At 41.3% G+C, this 17,764-nt stretch carries 10 protein-coding genes and 1 riboswitch; of the genes, 4 read left to right on the top strand and 6 right to left on the bottom strand.

What is annotated here, in order from left to right; all coding sequences use genetic code 11:
• Positions 1-152: 152 nt before the first annotated feature.
• Positions 153-611 carry a type I restriction enzyme HsdR N-terminal domain-containing protein gene (locus BUE31_RS18895; RefSeq protein ID WP_073405378.1) on the top strand — a complete coding sequence of 153 codons (459 nt, stop codon included), beginning with the start codon at positions 153-155 and terminating at the stop codon, positions 609-611.
• On the opposite strand, the gene BUE31_RS18890 is transcribed toward BUE31_RS18895, so the two are convergent.
• Together BUE31_RS18890 and BUE31_RS18885 are read right to left on the bottom strand one after the other, a co-directional pair.
• On the bottom strand, positions 596-2,413 hold the full coding sequence (locus BUE31_RS18890) for an ATP-binding protein (RefSeq protein ID WP_073405377.1): 1,818 nt from the start codon (positions 2,411-2,413) through the stop codon (positions 596-598). The two genes, BUE31_RS18895 and BUE31_RS18890, sit on opposite strands and share 16 nt — an antisense overlap.
• Positions 2,414-2,523: 110 nt before the next feature.
• Positions 2,524-5,184: a valine--tRNA ligase gene (locus BUE31_RS18885; RefSeq protein WP_073405376.1), complete on the bottom strand. Its 2,661-nt coding sequence runs from the start codon at positions 5,182-5,184 to the stop codon at positions 2,524-2,526.
• Positions 5,185-5,620: 436 nt separating this feature from the next.
• On the opposite strand from BUE31_RS18885, the gene BUE31_RS18880 reads away from it, so the two are divergent.
• Entirely contained in the window at positions 5,621-7,699 is a 2,079-nt protein-coding gene (locus BUE31_RS18880; protein ID WP_073405375.1) for a M13 family metallopeptidase, read from the top strand.
• Positions 7,700-8,102: 403 nt separating this feature from the next.
• Here BUE31_RS18880 and metF read toward each other — a convergent pair whose 3' ends face one another.
• The 3 genes from metF to BUE31_RS18865 form a co-directional block, all read right to left on the bottom strand.
• Positions 8,103-9,059: a methylenetetrahydrofolate reductase [NAD(P)H] gene (gene metF, locus BUE31_RS18875; RefSeq protein ID WP_073405374.1), complete on the bottom strand. Its 957-nt coding sequence runs from the start codon at positions 9,057-9,059 to the stop codon at positions 8,103-8,105.
• Between the two features lie 133 nt (positions 9,060-9,192).
• On the bottom strand, positions 9,193-12,912 hold the full coding sequence (metH, locus tag BUE31_RS18870) for a methionine synthase (protein ID WP_073405373.1): 3,720 nt from the start codon (positions 12,910-12,912) through the stop codon (positions 9,193-9,195).
• A gap of 147 nt (positions 12,913-13,059) precedes the next feature.
• Positions 13,060-13,168, bottom strand: a riboswitch (SAM riboswitch).
• A gap of 148 nt (positions 13,169-13,316) precedes the next feature.
• Complete coding sequence (locus BUE31_RS18865; protein ID WP_143167177.1) at positions 13,317-15,128, bottom strand: TlpA family protein disulfide reductase; 1,812 nt, start codon at positions 15,126-15,128, stop codon at positions 13,317-13,319.
• 221 nt (positions 15,129-15,349) lie between these two features.
• On the opposite strand from BUE31_RS18865, the gene BUE31_RS18860 reads away from it, so the two are divergent.
• Entirely contained in the window at positions 15,350-16,450 is a 1,101-nt protein-coding gene (locus BUE31_RS18860) for a sensor histidine kinase (protein ID WP_073405371.1), read from the top strand.
• A complete protein-coding gene (locus tag BUE31_RS18855; RefSeq protein WP_073405370.1) occupies positions 16,429-17,133 on the top strand; it encodes a LytR/AlgR family response regulator transcription factor in 705 nt (234 codons plus the stop codon). Before BUE31_RS18860 ends, BUE31_RS18855 begins: the two co-directional genes overlap by 22 nt.
• An 18-nt stretch (positions 17,134-17,151) precedes the next feature.
• Here the strand turns inward: BUE31_RS18855 and BUE31_RS18850 are convergent, their stop codons facing one another.
• Positions 17,152-17,763, bottom strand: a complete 612-nt coding sequence (locus BUE31_RS18850; protein WP_234997862.1) for a murein L,D-transpeptidase catalytic domain-containing protein — start codon at positions 17,761-17,763, stop codon at positions 17,152-17,154.
• Position 17,764 lies beyond the last annotated feature (1 nt).

The following is a 17,764-nucleotide window of genomic DNA, read 5'->3' as shown; positions in this document are numbered from 1 at the left end:
TGCAAAATAAGGAATTTTAGTCAGTGGGCAGTGGTCATTTGTCATTGGTGAATAACAAATATCAATTGCTGTATAGCTGCTACCTGCGCCATAACTCCTGAATTGTATCAACATCATTAGGATTCCCCTTATAAAATTTCCATTTTCGCAATATGGATCTGCTGCTGCCGCTCAACCTTCCACCGTATCCTTTTAAAATAAATGATGTTAACGGCCAGTTAACGCTGTTTGATATTATCAGGAAAAGGAATATTATAATTACCCCTGAAGAGTGGGTGCGACAGCACTTTGTACAATACCTCATCAATCAAAAAAAATATCCGAAAACATTGATAAAACTTGAGGGTGGCCACAAACTGCATGGAATGGCCAAACGGACTGATATTGTGGTTTACAATTCGTTAGGCGAGAAAATATTATTGGTTGAATGTAAAGCGCCTTCAGTAACCATAGATCAAAAAACCTTCGACCAAATAGCCAGGTATAACATGGTTCATAAAGTAAAGCTGCTTGTGGTTACCAACGGGTTACAACATTACTACTGCCGCATTGATTTTGATAAACAGGATTATAAGTTTATTGAGGAATTGCCTTTTTATAATGAGTTGTGAGCGGAAACAGCAAAAACCAGGTTTTGGATCTTTTCCATCAGTTCTTCGGGTTTAAACGGTTTAGATACATAATCATTCATACCAGCGTTTAAAACTTGTTCTTCAATGTCTAACAAAGCAGCTGCGGTTAAGGCAATAATAGGGACATTTGCTTTTTTGGCGATAGGTAATTTTCTTATTTCCATGGCAGCGTCAAAGCCGTTCATTACAGGCATTTGCAGGTCCATCAAAATAATATCGAAGTTACCTGTTTTAAAAATATCAATTGCCACCTTTCCATTTTCAGCTATGGTAGGTATTATTTTCCATTTTGAAAGCAACTTTTTCATCAGGAGTACATTCACCGGGTTATCCTCGGCAATAAGCATTTTAAGGTTGCTTAAAACTCCCGGATTTTGTAATAACGGGTGTTTTTCACCAACCTCATTTATACTTGCCGATGATACGGCAAACTCCATATTAAATGAAAACTCAGAGCCTTCACCCAGCTTACTGGAAACATGCATTTGTAAACCCTGCAATTCAAGCAAACGTTTTACTATAGCAAGCCCCATGCCGGTACCGCCATATTGCCGCGTAGTAGTTATTGATTCCTGGGTAAAAGGCTCAAAAATACTTTGCAGGTTGTCTTTATCAATACCAATGCCTGTATCTTTAACGGTAAAGGTTACACGTACTTTATTATCCCTGTCTTCATAACAAAAAGCCTTAACATAAATATTACCTTCCCTGGTAAATTTTATAGCATTGCTTACCAGGTTAAACAATATTTGGGTTAACCGGGTCGAATCGCCTAAAAGCACCCTGTTATTAAGCGTTGGGTCTATTTTAAGTGTAAAAGCAAGCCCTTTTTCTTCAGCTTTTAGCTGTTGGGCCCCGCAAATATTTTGTAACAGGTCAACTATGCTAAATTTTGAGTGTTCAAATATTACTTTGCCTGCTTCTATCTTATTAAAATCAAGCACATCATTTACTATTGATTGCAGGTTATTTGCAGAGGATTTTAATACGTTAAGATTTTCATTTTGGTCGGGCCTTGGGTTAGCCATTATCATCAAATTACTCATCCCCACTATGGCATTCAAAGGCGTGCGGATCTCGTGCGACATCGTTGCCAAAAACTCCGATTTTATTTGCGACGATTTCTCGGCTTTGTCAATTGCAAGCTCCAATTTATTGTTAAGGACAGCCTGCTCCCTGCTTGTTTCTTCAAGCTGGTTTATATTTTTAAAAAATGCGCCGTAAAAATGACTATGGATAAAAACAATAATTATAAAATTAGCAAACATGCTAATGATAATTGTTGACTGATCAATACTTTCGGGCCTTAGCGGGATAAAATAACTTTCATTATACTCCAGCACATAAAACACCATCACAGGCAGAATATTTAACAGCGAATAAAATAGCCCCCAGCCATTCCCCAGCATATAATAACTAAATATTACTACCAGCAGTATCACCTGTATGGTTATAATATCAACCTTTTGTATAACCACAAAAACATTACTTAAATTAATAAGGGTAGCTATAGCAAGCAAAGCGTGCGAGATATGGCGCCACTGTGGTTTATAGGTAAGGTATTTAAATAAAACAACCACACACAGCAGTACAATGCCTGCCATTGCTGTAAGCAAAGGAAGGTGCTGAAGGTAAACACTAAGAAATAATCCTGCAACCGCAACAAATACTATATAGAAGCCATAGTATAACAATCGAATACGCGCCTGATCAAGAATGGACTGGTCGTTTGAAATTATTTTGTTGATGGAAAAATTAAAAAAACCTGCGTCCTTGCTCATTAAATGTAGGCACTTAACTGTTAAAGTTGATTATAAAAATCAATAATATCAAGGGGGAAGAAAATTTAGAACCCCCTGCTCTCAATAATTTATCGCAAGCATATATGCAATTAACAAGCCAAAGCCGATAAGTTCTCCTCCAGTATTTTCAGTTTAGCTTCAGCATCGGCCTTTTTCTTTAACTCAACCTCAATAATATCGGGTTTTGCGTTACTCATAAATCGTTCGTTCCCTAACTTTGAGTTAACTCCTTTTAAAAACCCAATTAAATATTCCTTCTCTTTTTGCAGTTTTGCACACTCGGCAACAGGGTCTATACTTTCATTTAAAGGCACGTAAAACTCATCGGTTGAAACCATAAAGCCCGCAGCCTGAGGCACTTTATCAGCCACAAAATCAAACGCGCTGATATTGCCAAGTTTGGTAATAATTAATTCGTAATTTTTATAGGCAACACCCGAATTTGCTTTAACCGAAAGTTCCAGTTTTTCTTTTGGTGATATTTGTTTTGCGTTGCGGATATTTCTAACCTGTGTTATAATTTGTTTTACAATTTCAACATCGTCAAGCAGACGTGTATTAATTTGCCCATATTTCGGTAATTGGGCAACGATGCAACAATCCAGTTCTGATCGCTCGCCAAACAGTTCATCATGCCACAGCTCTTCCGTAATAAATGGCATAAACGGATGCAGGATCTTTAAAATATCTTCGAAAAATGCAATTGTTTTATCATAGGTTTCCCTGTCAATAGGGTGCTGGTAAACCGGCTTGATCATTTCCAGGTACCAGGCGCAAAAGTCGTCCCATACCAGTTTATAAGTGGTCATTAAAGCTTCTGAAAGGCGGAATTGCTCAAAGTTGCTTTCAATTTCTGTTAAGGCCTGGTTAAACCTGCTCTCAAACCAATCAATAGCTACCTGGTTATCATTTTTTAAACTTTCGTCAACTTCCCAGCCCTTGATCAGCTTAAAGGCATTCCAGATCTTGTTGGCAAAGTTACGGCCCTGCTCACAGTAGCTCTCGTCAAACATTAAATCGTTACCGGCAGGCGAGCACAACAGCATCCCTACCCTAACGCCATCAGCGCCAAACTTTTCAATCAGGCTAAGCGGATCAGGCGAGTTGCCTAATGATTTTGACATTTTACGACCAAGCTTGTCCCTAACTATCCCGGTTAGGTAAACGTTTTTAAACGGCGCCTCGCCCCTAAACTCATGCCCGGCCATTATCATCCTGGCAACCCAAAAGAACAAGATCTCGGGCGCTGTAACCAAATCATTTGTCGGGTAATAATAGTTTATGTCTGCATTGTTTGGATCTTTAAATCCGTCAAATACAGAAATAGGCCAAAGCCATGAAGAAAACCAGGTATCAAGTACATCCTCATCCTGTACTAAGTCTTCAGCTTTAAGCTTTAAGCTTTCGCCTTTCAGCTTAATTGCTTCTTTAAACGCCTCTTCACGGGTTTTTGCAATAACAAACTGGCCGTTTGGCAAATACCATGCAGGGATCTGTTGTCCCCACCATAACTGGCGGCTGATATTCCAATCACGTACGTTCTCCATCCAGTGGCGGTACGTGTTTATGAATTTATCGGGGATCAATTTTATCTCGCCCTTCAATACATAATCAAGTGCAGGTTTCGCCATTTCTTCCATCTTGCAAAACCATTGCATAGATAGCTTTGGCTCAATAACTGCGTCAGTACGTTCTGAAAAACCTATCTGCGATTTATAATCTTCAACCTTATCCAGTGATCCGTCAGCTTCCAGCAATGCAGCTATTTTTTTACGGGCGATAAAACGATCTTCACCCACCAGGATCTCCGCCTTTTCGTTAAGCGTTCCGTCATCATTTAAAATATCAATAACTGGCAAGTTATGTTTCTGGCCAAGCTCATAGTCATTCAAATCATGCGCAGGCGTTACCTTCAAACAGCCGGTACCAAAATCCATGGTTACGTACTCATCCAATATAACCGGGATCTCCCTGTTAATAAGCGGAATCAATACTCTTTTACCGTGCAAATGCAAATACCGCTCATCATTTGGATTGATACAAATAGCTGCATCAGCCATGATAGTTTCCGGGCGGGTTGTTGCTATAGTAAGAAAGTCCGAAGGATTATTTTCTTCATTGCTCTTACTTTCGGACTTAACAGCGTAGCGTATATAATAAAGTTTCTGATTTACTTCTTTACGGATAACCTCCTCGTCAGACACCGCAGTTTTTCCCTGCGGATCCCAGTTTACCATGCGTACACCGCGATATATAAGGCCTTTTTTATAAAAGTGGATAAAGGTATCAATTACGGCTTCTGATAAATCATCCTCCATAGTAAACCGCGTACGGTCCCAATCGCAGGACGCACCCAATTTTTTTAGCTGGTCGAGAATAATACCTCCATATTTTTCCTTCCATTCCAAAGCGTAAGCTAAAAACTCGGCACGGGTAAGGTCTTTTTTGCTGATGCCGCGTTCTTTAAGCATAGCAACAACTTTTGCTTCTGTTGCAATACTTGCATGATCGGTACCGGGTACCCAGCAGGCATTTTTTCCTTTCATCCGCGCACGGCGGATCAGCACATCCTGTATGGTATTGTTCAACATATGCCCCATGTGCAGCACACCGGTGACGTTTGGCGGCGGAATTACAATCGTATATGGCTCGCGTTCATCAGGCACCGATTTAAAAAAATCGTGCTTTAACCAGTAACTGTACCATTTTTCTTCGGCTTCTTGGGGCAGGTATGTTTTAGAAATACTCATAAGGCGCAAATTTAATAATAGTTCATGGTTCATAGTTCATGGTTCATGGTTTTTTTGGCTGCTTTGTCATTGGTTCATAGTTGACAGTTCATGGTTCATGGCCGAAGTTAGGTTTATGGGGGGGGGTAGTGATATTATTTCGCCTAACCTCCAACATCACTGCTACTCACCACTACTACTGCCACTTTTTTACTATGAACTATAAACCATCAACTATGAACCTCTTCATCACAATATTTTTACAATTAAAAAGTTTAATCTAAAAACATCCTCAATGGCTATGAAAACATTGCCGCTGCACCGCTTTTTACTCGAAATGCTAAAAAAAGCAAAGTCCTCTTTCCTGGTAAAGTGGTTTAACCGCTAAGATCCGGCCCAGCCTGTTTGCGGCCTTCATCCTTAATTTCTTAACTTTATTTTTCAAGTAACTGACTGTATGAAACAAAACGTAAAGAATTTTATGCTGATGGGATTATTATGCCTGTCGGTAAATGCCTTCGCCCAGGATGGCGTAAAAACAAAGGATAAGCCAAGATCACCGGCTATCTCCTTAGATCTCAAAAAATATATTGATCCGGCTAATATGGACCAATCGGTTAAACCGGGCGACGATTTTTTTGAATATGCCGATGGCAATTGGGTAAAAAATAATGCCATACCGGCGAAAGAAACCCGCTGGGGCAGTTTCAGCATCCTTCACCAGGAAAACACAGACAGGCTGCTGGGAATATTAAACGATGTAAGTAAAACTCAGGGACAGCCAAAAGGCAGCCTGAAACAACGTGTTGGCGATTTATATGCGAGCGGAATGGATAGCGTTGCCGTTGAAAAACGTGGATACGACCCAATAAAACCCGACCTGGAGCGTGTTGCGAAAGTAACTGACCTGGATGGTGTAATAAAAGAAGCTGTTTATGAACGTACAAATGGCGTGGGCAGTCCGTTATTTGGTTTTGGCGTTGGCCAGGACTCAAAACACCCAACTGTAAATATATTAAGCTTTGGACAAGGCGGCACCAGCCTGCCAGACCGCGATAACTATTTAAAAGATGATGCGCGTACCAAAAAGATCCAGGCTGCTTATAAACAGTATATTATCACATTATTTAAACTTACCGGTACAAGCGATGCGGAGGCGGCAAAAAATGCAGAAACAATATTTACTATTGAAACTGCCATTGCCAAAGCACAGTTAAGCCGCGTTGCCATGCGCGACCCTAATAAAACCTATAATAAATTGGCTGTAACTGATTTTAGTAAGATCACGCCTCATCTTAACTGGGCACAGCTGATGCCGCTGATGAAAATTAATGGACAGGACACTGTTATTGTTTCCGCTCCCGACTATTATAAAGCATTGGACGCGCAGTTAGCTGCAACCCCGATTACCGACTGGAGGGTTTACTTGCAATGGAACATTTTAAAAGGTTCTGCATCGGCAATGAGCTCTCCGTTTGTAAAAGCAAGCTTCGATTTTAGCAGCGCACTGAGCGGGCAAAAAGTAGAGGCGCCACGCACTGAGCGTATTTCAGGATTGGTTGACGGCAGTCTTGGTGAATTACTGGGACAAATATATGTAGAAAAATATTTTACGCCTGCGGCCAAGCAATATATGGCAAACCTGGTGAATAACCTTAAAGTTACCCTTGGGGAACGCATTCAAAACTTAACATGGATGAGCGCCGTAACAAAGGCACGTGCTTTGAAAAAACTAGCTGCATTTACTGTTAAAATTGGCTATCCCGATAAATGGCAGCAATATGCTGGTTTAGAGATAGAACGGGGTGATTATGCCGGTAACCTGCGCAGGATAGCTCAATGGAGATATAATTATAACGTAAGCCAGTTGGGCAAGCCTGTTGACAAAACCCGTTGGGGCATGAGCCCGCCAACTGTTAACGCTTATTACAGCCCAACCAATAATGAGATTGTTTTCCCTGCCGGGATCCTGCAATTTCCGTTCTTTGATTTTGGAGCCGATGACGCGGTTAACTATGGCGGTATTGGCGCTGTGATTGGCCATGAAATGACCCACGGTTTTGACGATCAGGGCCGCCAGTATGATGCGGATGGAACATTACGCGACTGGTGGACAAAGGATGATGCCGATAAATTTAAACTCCGTGCCGACCAAGTGGTAAACCAGTACAACCAATTCACGGTTGTTGATACCATCCACGTGAATGGCAAACTCACCCTTGGTGAAAACCTTGCAGATTTGGGCGGATTAAATGTAGCATATGCAGCTTTTAAGAAAACTAAAGAAGGCAAATCCAACACAAAAATTGACGGGTTTACACCTGATCAGCGTTTCTTCCTTTCATGGGCGCAGGTGTGGAGGAGTTCGCAGCGTCCTGAAGCTGCGGCACAACGGATCTTAACCGATCCGCACTCGCCTGAGCAATACCGTACCGACGCACCTCTAACAAACATAGATGCATGGTATAAAGCTTTCGGTGTGAAGCCCGGTGACAAAATGTATAAGAAACCGGAGGATAGAACGAAGGTTTGGTAGTTTTTTGAGTCCATTGTCCATGGACGATAGACCATAGATGAAGCCTGCTGAAAAGCGAGCTTTTTTGTTACACCCACCCCGCCGGCTGTGTCCTCACAGCCGGTTAGTGCTTATGGTTTGAACTATGATTTATGGGATGAAAGATTTTAGGATGCTTAGCAGTTAGCGTTGTCCTCACAATAACATTCTGATAGTGGCTGTGGGGGCACAGCCACGGGGAAAGGATTAGATTTACGAAGTTTCTAAAACTTCGTAAATCTTTCGATAATTATTTGTCCGGACTTAACATAATGTGTTTCGGACTTTCGGACTTTCGGACTTTCGGACTTTCGGACTTTCGGACTTTCGGACTTTCGGACTTTCGGACTTTCGGACTTTCGGACTTTCGGACTTTCGGACTTCCCTAAAATATCGCTTCCGCAATCTTCTTTGTTGGCCCGGCGTTGCTCATTGTGTAGAAATGCAGTACCGGAACGCCAAAAGCCATTAGTTCCTTACACTGATTGATCATCCACTCAATGCCTGCTTCTTTTACATCTTTTTCTGATTTGCAGCCATGGATCAGGTCGCAGAGATCATCAGGCATATCAATATGAAAAGTTTTTGACAGGTTAACCAGTTGTTTTGATGTGGTGATGGGTTTTAGCCCGGGGATGATAGGCACATTTATCCCATTGGCCCGGCAGTTGTTCACAAAGTCGAAATATTTCTGATTATCAAAAAACATCTGGGTAACAATAAACCCAGCGCCCATGTCAACTTTTTGTTTCAGGTATTTAAAGTCCGATTTTAGGTTTGGCGCTTCGAAATGCTTTTCGGGATAACCTGCAACGCCGATGCAGAAATCAGTCTTCAGGTTCTCACCCAGGTTTTCATGCAGGTAAACGCCATTGTTCATGTTCACCACCTGTTTCAGCAGGTCAGTAGCATAACAATGTCCGTTGGGGTTTGGTACAAATGATGCATCACCTAAACGGGCATCACCACGCAAAACCAAAACGTTCTCAATGCCTAAAAACTGCAAATCAATAAGGCCATTTTCAGTTTCGTCTTTAGTAAATCCACCACATAATAAATGCGGCACAGTATCCACCTTATACTTATTCATTATAGCTGCACAGATGGCTATAGTGCCCGGGCGTTTGCGGTAGCTTAATTTCTCCAGCAAACCATTTTCATGCTGCTTGTATATAAAATCCTCGCGCAACGATGTTACATCAATAAATGGCGGTTTAAATTCCATCAAAGGGTCAATGGCATCATAGATCCCCTGGATACTATGTCCCTTTAAAGGCGGTATTAATTCGAAAGAAAAAAGCGTTTTGCCTTTTGCGTTTTGTATGTGTTCAGTTATTTTCATTGTGATCCTATTCGGGTCAAATATTTAGTAGCATTTATAATCTTGTCATTGCGAGGAACGAAGCAATCGCGAACTATACAGGGCGTTTATGCATAGCTACGAGGTTGCTTCGTTCCTCGCAATGACAAATCTTTTAATAATTTATGTTGGGCCCTAACCAGCGTTCAACATCTTCCAAATCCATACCTTTTCGCACCGCGTAATCCTCTACCTGATCTTTGCTAATTTTTCCTAAACCAAAATACCTGGCCTGCGGATGTGCAAAGTAAAACCCACTTACTGATGCCGCCGGTGTCATTGCCAGGCTTTCGGTAAGGTGCATATGGGCGTTGTCTTCTGCTTTTAGCAGTTCAAACAAAGTAGTTTTCTCCGTATGATCCGGACATGCAGGATAACCCGGCGCCGGGCGGATGCCCTGGTACTCTTCTTTTATCAGGTCATCAGTGCTCAACTGCTCGCCTTTTGAATAGCCCCAGTATTCTTTACGTACCAGCTCATGCATTTTTTCGGCAAAGGCTTCCGCCAAACGATCAGCAAGCGCTTTGGCCATTATGCTGTTGTAATCGTCATAATCCTTTTCAAATTTGGCTACCAGTTCATCGCAACCTAAACCGGTTGTTACTGCAAAGCCTCCAAAATAATCAGGTACGCCGCTTTCTTTTGTGGCGATAAAATCTGATAGCGCGTAATACGGATCACCTTTAACCTTCTCCGCCTGCTGGCGTAAAGTGTGAATACGGGTTAGCAGGGTTTTGCGGCTTTCATCAGCATACAGCTCAATATCATCACCAACGCTATTTGCCGGCCAAAAGCCAATTACGCCATTGGCCTGTAACAACTTTTCGTCTACTATCTTTTTTAACAATGCCTGTGCGTCATCATAAAGCTTTTTGGCTTCATCGCCCACAAACTTGTCGGCAAAGATCTTCGGATAGCTGCCACGCAGCTCCCAGGTATGAAAAAATGGGGTCCAGTCTATATAAGGCACCAATTCTTCCAGCGGGTAATTTTCAAATACTTTAGTACCTGTAAATGTTGGTTTTGGAGCCACATCACCATCCAGGCTGATTTGGAATTTTGACGTCCTGGCCTCATCAATGCTTACAAAACGCTTATCAGACTTTTTGTTTAAATGCGCCTCGCGCGCTTTTTCATATTCATCTTTTATCCCCTGGATATAAGCATCCCGGTTATCCTTGCTCATCAAACTGCTGCAAACCGTTACACTTCTCGAAGCGTCAAGCACGTGGATAGCAGCTCCCGAATAGTTAGGCGCTACTTTCACAGCAGCGTGAATGCGTGAGGTTGTTGCCCCGCCAATTATCAGCGGAATAGTAAAGCCTTCGCGTTCCATCTCCTTCGCAAAATGCACCATTTCATCAAGCGATGGGGTAATTAATCCGCTAAGGCCAATGATATCTACATTTTGTTTTTTAGCTTCTTCAATAATTCTTTGGGCAGGCACCATCACCCCAAGGTCAATCACCTCAAAGTTGTTACAGGCTAAAACTACGCCCACAATATTTTTACCAATATCGTGCACATCGCCTTTCACAGTAGCCATTAAGATCTTACCTGCATTAGCCCTGCTCCCGCTACTGTCTTCACCTGCGTCAATAACTCTTTGTTTTTCAAGTTCGATGAATGGCAGCAGGTAAGCAACCGCCTTTTTCATTACACGGGCAGATTTTACAACCTGTGGCAAAAACATTTTACCTGCGCCGAAAAGGTCGCCAACTATATTCATGCCGTCCATTAACGGGCCTTCAATTACTTCCAACGGTTTGGCATATTGCTGCCTTGCTTCTTCCACATCATCATCAAGGTACTCAATAATACCCTTTACAAGTGCATGCGACAAGCGTTTAGCAACCGGATCCTTGCGCCATTCCTCGTCTCTTACAATTTCTTTTCCCTTACTTTTTATGGTATCGGCAAATTCAACCAGGCGTTCGGTAGCATCAGGCCTGCGGTTAAGTAATACGTCTTCTACCAGTTCCAATAGGTTTTTAGGGATCTCTTCATAAACTTCCAGCATCCCGGCATTTACAATGCCCATATCCATACCTGCTTTTATAGCATGATAAAGGAAAGCAGAGTGCATGGCCTCACGCACGGTATTATTACCGCGGAACGAGAACGAAATATTACTTACCCCACCACTTACTTTTGCATACGGCAGGTTTTGTTTTATCCAGCGCGTAGCATCAATAAAATCAACCGCGTAGTTGTTATGCTCTTCAAGGCCCGTAGCAACAGTTAAAATATTAGGGTCGAAGATGATATCCTCAGGTGGGAAACCAACTTCATTAACCAAAATATCATATGAGCGTTTACAGATTTCTATCCTGCGCTGTAAGGAGTCTGCCTGGCCGCTTTCATCAAACGCCATTACAACAGTGGCAGCGCCATAACTCAAGATCTTATGAGCCTGTTCCTTAAATTTCTCTTCGCCTTCTTTTAGGGAGATAGAGTTAACTATTCCCTTACCCTGGATGCATTTTAAACCCGCTTCAATAACCGTCCATTTTGATGAATCGATCATGATCGGTAGTTTGGCAATATCAGGTTCAGAAGCTACGAGGTTCAAAAATTTAACCATCACCGCTTCCGAGTCAATCATGCCCTCGTCCATGTTAATATCAATAACCTGGGCGCCACCTTCCACCTGCTGACGGGCAACCGTTAAAGCCGCTTCATAATCTTCGGCCAAAATAAGCTTCGAAAACTTTGGCGAACCGGTAATATTTGTACGCTCACCCACATTCACAAAAATGCTTTCGGGCGTTATGGTAACCGCTTCCAATCCGCTAAGCCTCATGTAAGGTTCAATCTGCGGGATATGGCGCGGCTGGTATTTTGCTGCTTTTTCGGCAATGCATTTAATATGCTCAGGTGTTGTGCCGCAACAGCCACCCACAATATTAACCAGTCCGTTCTTTATAAAGTCATCAATTTGATGGGCTGTTTCGTGGGCTGTTTCGTCATACTGGCCAAACTCGTTTGGTAAACCGGCGTTTGGATAGGCTGAAATATATACGTTAGCCTTTTCAGATAACTCAGCAAGATGCGGGCGCATTTCCTTTGCTCCCAGGGCACAATTTAAACCTACCGAAAGCAGGTTTGCATGGCTAACAGAATCCCAAAAGGCCTCAACCGTTTGCCCTGATAAAGTACGGCCGGATGCATCGGTAATAGTTCCCGAGATCATAAGGCCCCCCAACCCCCTAAAGGGCGGGTAATCTTTGCCAGCTATAGCACATTCCTTTTTGTACCTGTCTATAGCAAACAAAGCTGCCTTGGCGTTTAGGGTATCAAAAATAGTTTCAACAATTAACAAGTCCGATCCCCCATCAACCAAACCCCTAACCTGGTCATAATAAGCTTCGGCAAGGTCATCAAATGTTACGGCACGGTAACCGGGATCATTAACATCCGGCGAAAGTGAGGCCGTGCGGTTAGTTGGACCAATTGCACCAGCCACAAAGCGGGGTTTACCGGGTGTTTTTTCATTGTATTCGTCAGCAACTTCACGGGCAATGCGGGCACCTTCATAACTTAGCTCGTAAGCAAGTTCTTCCAGGTTATAATCTGCCAATGAGATCCGTTGTGTACTGAATGTATTGGTTTCAATAATATCTGCCCCGGCATCAAGGTATTCGGCATGAATGGTCTTAATAATATCAGGGCGCGTTATATTCAGCAGGTCATTGTTCCCCTGCAGGTCGCTTGCATGCTCACGGAAACGTTCTCCACGGAAATCAGCTTCGGTAAGCTGGTACCGCTGTATCATGGTACCCATAGCCCCGTCAATTACCAGGATGCGTTTCTCTAATTCTTTTCTAATATCCATATTAATCCGGTTGGCAGTTGCCAGTTTGCAGTAAGCAGTTTAAAATTTGCAGAAAAACTTCACAGAAAAAATAACTGCAAACTGCCAAGTGAAAACTGTAAACTAAAAAATTGCTTATATCGAAAAGTCGGGTATAATGTTGACTTTCGCTTATCTTTCCCGGGGCCGTTTGGCTGCCGAGTAGAATGTAGCACCTTGTAAGTACAGGTTGCTAAGACATCGCAGGGTCTAATCCCTCCGTCTTTCTCCATAAGCGCCACAAAGATGCATAATAAACAATTAATTTGCAAGAGAGTTATCGCCAGGATCACGTCTTTGAATGAGGTTTTGATTTTTATGACAAATAAAAAACCTTTAGCTGTTTAAGCTAAAGGTTTTTGAAATGAACCCCGGGAATTTTAAAACTAAAGATTGGCGTTTATTACCTGCTGCAAATAATCTTTTATGTTCGCCCTTGCTCCTATCGACCGGCTGATGATCTCTCCATTTTTACCGATCACTATGTGTACAGGCAACGCATTGGTATTAAATTTGTCGCCTATATTATTTGCATTATTCAAAACCCTGTATTCAAATTGCCTGCTTTTAAAAAACTTAAGCAGGCTTTCTGTTTTATCCGCAGATAAGGCTATAAATACCACGTTAGGATGATTAGTATATTGCTTAACCAGCTTATTCAGTTCCGGCATTTCCGCAATACAAGGCCCGCACCCAATTCCCCATATATTCATAACCACCAGCTTGCCTTTAAAATCTGACATGTGCACTGTGTTTCCTTTCAGATCAGTTGCCGCAAAATCAGGCGCCAGATCAGCATTAGGGGCCGACTTAGCACCGCTTGATTTTAACGAAGCTACGAATTCCGCAAAAATTTTCTGTTTTAGGTTACACATAGGGAAAAGCGTTTTCATTGAATCAAGAGCAGTAGTATCACCAGTTTTATACAGCTTTTTATAGTCTTCCATTGCCAGGTTCAGGTTCCCTGCATTCCTGTAAGCATTGGCCCGCAACTGTAATAATAATGGCATAAAATTCCCTTCGGCGCCTCCGCCGGATAGTATGTTTATAGCAGCAGAACTGTTTGTGATTGCTGCCTGGTAATTTTTCCGCAGCATATTAAGCTTTGCCAAATCAAGGTACATAATTGGTACATACTGCTGGTAATGATTGTTATTAAGCCTGTATTGATGATTAATAGCGCCATCCTGGAAAAGTCCGATAGCTTTATCAAGTATTATTTTGGCTGAATCAAGCTTTTGATTGCGCTCAATATACAATTCGGGTAAGTTGGTTAATGCGTGATAACCAACTTTATCATTATTATACAAGGGTTTTAAAACCTTTTCAAACACACCAACAGAGATGCTTTTATCATCCTTAATAAACTGAAAAACATTGGCATCCTGTGAAACGGGCGCTGTTGGATATGCAATAAAAAGCTCCTTTAGCTTTGCCCTTACATCATCTTCTACATCTTTCCTGCTCAGCTTATAGTATTCATAATTATAAATGCTAAAGGCAAATGATGTTTCCTCATTTATAGGAAATCTGTTAAAAAGCTCATGCAAATATTTCTTCCCTTCAATCAAATTTCCAGTTTTAGCGTTACCTATACACAAAGCAGCGAGGAGCCCCGCACCTGGTTCATTAATTAATTTTGCTGAAGCATCCAGCTTCTTTAACAATCCATTGATTTGGATTTGAGCCGCATCATGCTCTTTTATCATCGAAACTATGTTAATGAATTTAGCATAGGCTAAGTAATTATCCGGATAGTTTGCCATTTCCTTTTGAAATACACTGTCGGGATTGTCATCAAACATCGCACCCAAATAAGCGCCTTCTACTTCCTTTTGATGACCTGCATCATATACTAACCGGTTAAAGCCAGCCTTATCATCATCCTTATTTAAGGTATAAAACTCAACTTTAAATGATGCGGCATTCTCCGGTAATTTAAATTGCTGTGTAAGCTTATTTCCTGCACCGGTCATTGCCAGATGAAACTTTTCGATTGAGCCATCACGCAAAAAGGTAGTTATACGGGCATATATGGTTTCCTTACCATTCAGTTCAGCCGCAGTGTCTGAACAATTGTAGGTTAAACTGATGGTATCAGTTGCAGATGGTTTTTCAGGCCTGATTGTACTAACCTGGGCCGATGCTGCCAAAATGCTAAAAAACAATGCAGCGCTTATAAACATAGATCTTTTCATTTCTTTAAAATTTTGATTAAAGAAAATGATGGCGATGATCAGATTAAAATATAATTGACCAGCGTCCGGTATCACACATTGAATATGCTTTAAAAAGATGTAAATGAATTTTGTCAGTCAGATGATTTAATTTATATGGATAAAACCATTGTTGATCAGCAGAATTTATGGATTAGTCATTAAAATTATACAATATGGCAGGAATTATATAGATTCAAAAAATGAACCTGCTGAAAACTTTTTGGGACAGATCATTTACCGATTGGCGTTACCGTGTGCTACTACACGCAGGGTTTTGGTTTTTTCTATTCTTTTTCTGGATGGAGGAGAGCGTAACACTTCGCATCACCTTACAACAGCATTACTCCGTTACTTTAGTAGGTATAGGGTATTCGCTATTTTTATTTTACCCCTTTGTATATGTGATTGTTCCATTGCTGCAAAAACACGAATGGCTGTATGCATTCTTACTTTTTTTAATCTATTACGTTATAGCAATCGTTTTGCGCACCTATGAAGTTACTCTTATTGTTAACTGGTATAATCTCAAACAAACCTGGGTAGTGGGTAACGATTTTTGGAAACGGGTGTATGGCGCTCATTTTAGTCCCATAGGCTTATCAAAGGTCTTTTTTAGCAGTATTACCAGCTTGTTTGAAGTTATTTACATTCCTTTGGCTATCAAATTTATACGATATGCCTATCAATTTAATATAAAACAGGCATGGCTGGCAAAAGAAAATACACAATTGCAGCTCTCAACATTAAAAGCGCAAATCAATCCACATTTCTTTTTTAATACACTAAACAATCTGCAATCATTCATCGTCCAAAATGAGAAAGAAAAATCTGTCGACCTCTTAAACCGCCTGGCAGACTTTATGCGCTCGTCACTTTATGACTGCGAAGCCGAGCAGATCAGCATGATGCAGGAAATTACCTTATTAAATAATTACATAGCTATTGAACGGATAAGGTTTGATGAACAGGCAAACATCAGTATACAATTAACTGATAAGGACCCTGATTATAAAATCCCGCCTTTTATTTTTTTGCCCTTTGTTGAAAATGCATTTAAGCATGGCGGCTCCCTGGCAACAGACCAAATATTTATTGAGATCAGCCTGCAGAACACGACTGAAAAGATAACTTTAAAAACAAAGAACAGCTATCATAACGACCACAGCAAAGGAGGTATAGGGCTGCAAAATATTAAAAAGAGACTGGTGTATTATTTCCCGGAAAATTTTACTTTAAACATTGATAAAACCGGCGATTTTTACAGTGTAATACTTGAAATATGCAAACCGTTAACTACCTGATCGTAGACGATGAACCCCAGGCCCGGAAGCTGTTGCAGGCTTACATGACGGGCCTAAGCAATTATAACCTGGTTAAGCTTTGTGCTAATGCAATGGAAGCTTATGAGGCACTACATATTTCAAAAATAGACCTTGTGTTTCTTGATATAAAAATGCCGGTCGTTTCAGGTACCGACTTTCTTCGTTCGCTTAAAAATCCGCCTATGGTAGTTTTTACTACCGCCTATAACAAATATGCCATTGAAGGTTACGAGTTGAACGTGATAGATTATTTATTAAAACCCATTGCCCTCCCAAGGTTATTGCAGGCCTTGGAAAAAGTACAGGACAGATTGCAAAAGCCTGCCAAAGAAGCTGCACATGATGCCATCGATCACCTTTTTATTAAGGTTGAAAATAAATTAGTTAGGATAGTACTTACCGAAGTATTACTGATAGAAGGAATGCAGAATTATGTTAAGCTACACCTGAAAAATAAAGTAATAGTTGCAACGTACACAATGAAGGCATTGGAAGATCTGTTGCCGGCGAACCGCTTTTTAAGGGTGCATCGCTCATACATTGTACCTTTAGCTACCATTAATGCCATTAATGGAAATTTGATTGAAACAGATTACAGGAATATTCCTATTGGCTTAAGCTTTAAAAACGAGATTATGAAATACATTAAAACAGGGCAATAATTAAAAAGACCAGCTAATTCAATTATAGATCCACATCAGCCAATGCTTTTTTTGCTTGCGTAATAATGCGTCCACCGTTTTCATGGTATTGTTTGAAATGGCAGGGCAACCCCAGCCTTCGGGTGTTCCGAATGGATAGATTTCGTTTTCTGCCACCTCTTCCCAGGAGTGAAATACAATTTGCCTTGCCAAAGCATTACTGTTAGTGCTTTCCAGTCCGTCTAAATAATATTTTACGTGGATCCCCCAGGCGCTGTAGGCCCGGTTATTTATTTTGTATTTGCCAAGCGGGGTACAATGACTGCCATCGGCATTGCTAAACACAGGCTTGTCTTTTGACCAAACACCAGACCAAGGCATTTTACCACAACCATGGCTCACAAGGCCGGAAACCAAAATATCGTTTTTACCAAAATCCCATACCATAAACCGTTTAACGCCCGAAGGCAGGCTCATGTCAATCAAAATACAATATTGGGTATCGTAACCTTTTTGCCGGCAAAATGTTAAGGCCTGTTTGGCTTTTTGCCTGGTGCGGCTGGTATCGATCCGGGGAACGGAAGCTTTAACACTGAAAGCAAATAAAAATGCCGGTAAAAAGTTGAAAGCTAAATTGATACAACTTTTCACC

It is taken from the genome of Mucilaginibacter sp. OK098 (assembly GCF_900142915.1).
GTDB lineage: Bacteria > Bacteroidota > Bacteroidia > Sphingobacteriales > Sphingobacteriaceae > Mucilaginibacter.
This window is presented reverse-complemented; position numbering and strand designations above follow the sequence as displayed.